The following is a 4,751-nucleotide window of genomic DNA, read 5'->3' as shown; positions in this document are numbered from 1 at the left end:
ATGTCGACCGCGAAGACAACCATGCACCCGGCAGCGTCGTCTCGACGCAATTACATGCTTGACGTCCCAGCGGCGATTAGACAACAACAACCTCATCAGAACAAGATGGGGTGGTTGCCGCCCACCTCAGACGGCATCGAATATGCCAAATAGTGGGTGAACCCCCACCAGCAGAGAGGACGGCAACCGCGATGAAAGATACAATGATCGGCGTTGATCTGGCAAAGGCAGTTTTCCAAATTCGTCGAGCGTCGATGACGGGGCAAGTGCGGTTTCGCAGGAAGCTATCGCGTCACCAGTTCCGGAACTCATGGCCGAGCAGCCGCCGGCGATGGTGATCATGGAAGCCTGTGGCAGCGCGCACTATTTGGGCCCGGGAGATGGCAAATCTTGGCCATGAAGTTAAGCTGATCGCTCCCCAATATCTTCGACCTTTCGTGAAGAGGCAGAAGAAACGATGCGGCGGATGCCGAAGCGATTGTCATTGCTGCGCAACGGCCAGAAATGCGTTTCGTCGAGCCCAAGTCGGAGGCTCAGCAGGCCAGAGCCGTATTGTTCCGGGCAAGGGAACGCCTCGTTCGACAGCGCACCGAAATGGTGAATGCGCTGCGTGCGGTTCTCGGCAGGAACTTGCGGAAGCACCGAACAGTGACCTTCCGAAGCTGGTGCGGAGAAATGCCTCGACCTGGTCGAGCAGATTGCCGACCTGACCCGCAAGATCGATGCTCGGACGAAGAAGGCGAAGGAACTTGCGTCCGAAGCCGATTTGGCGCGCCGCCTCCAGACAATGCCCGGCATTGGTTGACCGCATTGGCGGTCGAGGCGTTCGCGCCTGCGATGGAAAGCTTCAAATGCGGGCGGGATTTCGCAGCTTGGCCGGGCCTCGTTCCGCGCCAGCATTCTTCCGGAGGATGGACGCGTCTCCAAGGCCGGGCAGATCGATAAAGCTTTTCTGCCTGAGCGAATAGAGGCCTTGGCCGCCGACAGATACCCGAGAATGGGTGTGAGAAGGCGACGACCCGAATGGCAATGATCGAACAGATCGGGGTCAGGCAAACCAGTAGAGCTCTTGGAGCTCAGAGCTCGGGAACAAGATTTGGACCTGATCCGCAGATCACCATACCGGCCCACGGCGCCAGGCCAGAGCGCCGATCCCGGAGAGAAGCAAGACCCCGCGAAAGATGCGCAACGCCGGCGAAGCGGAAGGCTCGAAAAGCGCTTGACTTCAACACGCCGAATAGAGAGGCAACCCCCGGTTGCTTTACAGCTGCAAAGACTAAGGGCGGGCCGCCGCTCAGACCACGGTCATAACGTCTAGCAGGCCTACCAGCGCGGAGTGAAGCTGATCGGCGCTACCAGCCACTACGTTACGAGAGACCTCGACGAGGGCCCAATCATCGAGCAGGAAGTCGCCCGCATCAGCCACGCCGACACCGCCGAGGACCTAGTCGCAATCGGCCGCGAGACGGAATCCCGCGTGTTGGCCCGGGCGGTCAAACTCCACGTCGGGCGACGCGTCCTTCTCTGCGGTAACCGAACGGTGGTGTTTGGGAAGTAGCCTGCCGCCAATATTCAAAAACGCGTCACCATGTTCGAGCGGGCAGGAAAACGTTCCACCCCATCGCCTGTGCTGACCTCGCCATCATCGCCTCACCGAATCCATGCGAGCGGCAGAGTGACAGCCCAACGGTCCGCTACCCGACGGCGCAAAATCACGTTCGGCCCTGGGGGATATCGATTCCGAAATACCGCGTGTGGGCGACATCGAGGATGCGATTAACCATACTTGAGAAGCTGTATCCGGCGGTCGTCGCGGCCAAGACATAAGAGTCGTGTATACCGATTCCCGGATTGGCGTTGATCTCCAGGACAAAGGGCTGGCCGGAGTGGTCGATCCGGAGGTCGACGCGGGCGTAATCTCGGCACTGGCAGGCTCGGAAGGTCGCAACCGAAATATCCCGCAGCGCCGTTGCAAGCCTGCTCCCGATCTGCGCCGGGCAAATATTCGGCGGCGCCGCGACCACCCCGTGCTTCGCTTCCGAACTAAAAAAGCGCGTTTCGAGGTCGCCGAAGTCCCGCTCCACCAGAGGCAAAACCTCGAGCTCTTCGTCTCCAAGCAGCGCGACGGTGATTTCCCGCCCCTCGATGTATTCTTCCACAAGCGCATCCTGCGCATATTGCGTGACGATCGCTTCCACGGCATGCCGCAACTGAGCGGACTCATGTACGAGCTGCAATCCTAAGCTGGTGGATTCGCGACACGGCTTCACCATTACTGGGAATCGCAGGTCGCCGGTATCCTCGGTGCCGCGACGCATCACGCGAAAGTTCGGCGTCGGCACGCCGCGATCGCGGATGAGCCTCTTGGTGATGGCCTTGTCGAGCGCCAGCCCATGCCCGAGCGGGCTCGATCCGGTGTACGGAACGCCGGCCATCTCGAGCATGGCCGGAACGTGGGTCACACGGCCCTCGCCCTGAATTCCGGACGCCAGGTTGAAGACGATTCCAGAAGGGCGCGCTTGCGGATCGGGTGGCATGAACCGCTCGAGCGTTGCGAGCAGTCCTTTATCGCCTTCGCACAGCAGCGTCTCGTGGCCGCTTTCTTGCAGTGCCGCCACCACGCCTTCGACCATCTCGCGCTCGTCAAACTCCGGCCAAGGCTGACCGAACCGGTTGATCACGCCCGTACGATCATAGTTCCACACGACGGCTACCCGCATGAGCTGCTCCCTTGATGTTTGCCCGCTGTCACGTCCATTCGCTCCAATCTGGTTGACCGAAGACAACAGCTCGTCTGGACCCCGCGCGCTCTCACCGTGTCCCACGCAATCGGCGTGCCACCTAAGAGGTTGTGCGAGCAAGAGGGGAAAACCATGTGTTTCGGAGCCGCGCCGGCGGAATACTTGCGCCTCAGTGTATCGGGTTTCGAACATAGATGTCTTCAATCGGACACGGCTGAACACGAGAACATGGAACATCGAATGACGCCAGTCGCCAGGGGCGATGGGCATCGAGGCAGATGAAGAGATTGGCGGTTCCGTTACGACGATACTCGTAGTCGCAGCGCCCAGCTCGACCCGGCACTGCGGGGCTCGGCTGGCGGACCTCGCCGATGAGCTGGGTCGGGCTCTCGTGGAAACAGACAACCGGTCGCTGGGGATCGGGAGCTTCGGCATAGAGGTCGAGCACGTCCTCCATGCACGGGACGTACTCGGCGTCGACCTTTGGAATGCACCACATCTCCTTCTGCCAGGGCTTCAGGTCGTTCTCGGCCAGACGCCGTCGCACCGTCTCGCGCGACAGGCTGCCGTGTTAGGTGAGGCTGACCATCTCGCCGGCAAGCAGTTCCAGGGTCGAGTGGGCGCGGCCTCGGGGCGGCGCCGAACAAGCGGTGGCGATCAGCAGCGCTTCTTGCTTGCCGGTGAGCTTATGTTCGGCGCCCGGCCGCGGCTCCTCGCTCAGCGCCGCCTCCAGCCCCGTCTTCGACGAAGCGCCGCTTGGTGCGGTAGACGGTGGAGCCGCCGACGCCGATACCGGCCTCGATCGAGGCGTCGCCCTGGCCGGCATCGGCAGCAAGCAGGATTTGGGCGCGTTTGAGCTTCCCCGCCGAATGCTTGCCGCCGCTCAACAAGCCGGTCAGTTCACGGCGTTCGGCTTCAGTGAGGCCATCAGGGCCTCCTCGCGATTCGCGTCGGTCAGACGAATCAAATCGATTGTTTGGCGTTCCTTACGAACGCAGTTAGCAGCACAGCATGAGCCATGTGACATTATTGGCCGGAGCGACGGCGTCTGCGGCGCGGCGATCAAAGTGAGAGTGCAGCATCAATCGAGATGAGAACGCCGCTGGGTGGGAATGTAGGGAGGGCGTAGCCCGACCGGAGTTTCCGCCCAGCGGCGGCGGCCCTTTTTCAGGGTCTGTCTGGTGGCCGCGGTGGCCGGGTATGCCCGGTGGTTTTCCGCTTCGGAGGAACCAATTTGTGCCCGGCCACCACGTATCCGACCATCAGATGATGGCTTTGTGGCAACGGCCTGCCGGACCGAGACGGATCCAAGACTCCCCCGCAGAAGAAGGAACCGCGCGGCTCCCGGCGTCCCGATCCACTCGCCGACATTTTCGACGCTGAAGTCGTCCCGCTGTTGGAGGCCGCGCCGGGCATTCGGTCCGTGGCCGCTTTCGAGGAGATGATGCGCCCTCATCCCGAGTTGGGCGAGGGCGTTTGCCGCACGCTGGAGCGGCGCATCCGCGCCTGGCGCGCCGTTGGCGAGGAACAGGAGGTCATCTTCCGCCAGGTGCACGAGTCCGGCGGTCTCGGGCTGTCGGATTTCACCGACAGGGCCGCCTTTGGCGTCACAATCACTGGTCAGCCGCTCGCCCCTTTTGAAGGGGTGCCAGATAGCGCCGGAAGGCGCCCGGACCGTTTCCAGCGTCACACTGGAGATACCGCCTTCGCTGCCCGCCAACTGCAGTTCTTCTCCGGCTCGTCGACATCAAGGATGGCGCTGTGCGTTTCCGCTGGAAGGACGATCGGCACGGGATCGGCAAATGGCGACGCGAGGGCATGGCGGCCGACGTAATAGGACCTGCTCGGGTCGGTTTGGCGGCTGAGGTGGCGACACTGAAGGATCGGCCAACGCAACGACTGCACCTTTCGGGCGACCCCCGCACGCGGGGCAGCAGCCAGAAGTTCGCATTGGCGAGGTTACATGAGACAGTTAGACTATCCGCATTTTCACAACGCTGAAGCGTCTCG

At 62.0% G+C, this 4,751-nt stretch carries 2 protein-coding genes and 4 pseudogenes; 4 read left to right on the top strand and 2 right to left on the bottom strand.

Going from position 1 to position 4,751, the window contains the following annotated elements:
* Positions 1-334: 334 nt before the first annotated feature.
* From NKH19_RS33740 to NKH19_RS32940, 3 genes and pseudogenes are all read left to right on the top strand, one after another.
* A pseudogene (locus NKH19_RS33740) lies at positions 335-586 on the top strand (IS110 family RNA-guided transposase); the annotation flags it as partial.
* An 8-nt stretch (positions 587-594) separates the two neighbouring features.
* Positions 595-945 (top strand): transposase, encoded by a 351-nt coding sequence (locus NKH19_RS32945; RefSeq protein WP_502911103.1) that lies wholly within the window; start codon positions 595-597, stop codon positions 943-945.
* Between the two features lie 373 nt (positions 946-1,318).
* Positions 1,319-1,558 (top strand): annotated as a pseudogene (locus tag NKH19_RS32940) (formyltransferase family protein); the annotation flags it as partial.
* Positions 1,559-1,712: 154 nt separating this feature from the next.
* Here NKH19_RS32940 and NKH19_RS32935 read toward each other — a convergent pair.
* Positions 1,713-2,720 carry a D-alanine--D-alanine ligase family protein gene (locus tag NKH19_RS32935; protein WP_352983860.1) on the bottom strand — a complete coding sequence of 336 codons (1,008 nt, stop codon included), beginning with the start codon at positions 2,718-2,720 and terminating at the stop codon, positions 1,713-1,715.
* 271 nt (positions 2,721-2,991) lie between these two features.
* Positions 2,992-3,640 (bottom strand): annotated as a pseudogene (locus tag NKH19_RS32930) (IS630 family transposase); the annotation flags it as partial.
* Positions 3,641-3,977: 337 nt separating this feature from the next.
* Between NKH19_RS32930 and NKH19_RS32925 the strand changes: the two are divergent.
* Positions 3,978-4,371, top strand: a pseudogene (locus NKH19_RS32925) (IS21 family transposase); the annotation flags it as partial.
* Between the last annotated feature and the right edge of the window lie 380 nt (positions 4,372-4,751).

It is taken from the genome of Mesorhizobium sp. M1338 (assembly GCF_040318045.1).
Classification (GTDB): Bacteria; Pseudomonadota; Alphaproteobacteria; order Rhizobiales; family Rhizobiaceae; genus Mesorhizobium.
The sequence above is the reverse complement of the archived record's forward strand: the minus strand, read 5'-3'. Positions and strand labels throughout refer to the sequence as shown.

What these genes read in the sequence shown, in the direction of transcription:
- NKH19_RS32935 (WP_352983860.1), bottom strand. Translation starts at nt 2,720, where the DNA reads ATGCGGGTAGCCGTCGTGTGGAACTATGATCGTACGGGCGTGATCAAC.
- NKH19_RS32945 (WP_502911103.1), top strand. Translation starts at nt 595, where the DNA reads ATGGTGAATGCGCTGCGTGCGGTTCTCGGCAGGAACTTGCGGAAGCAC.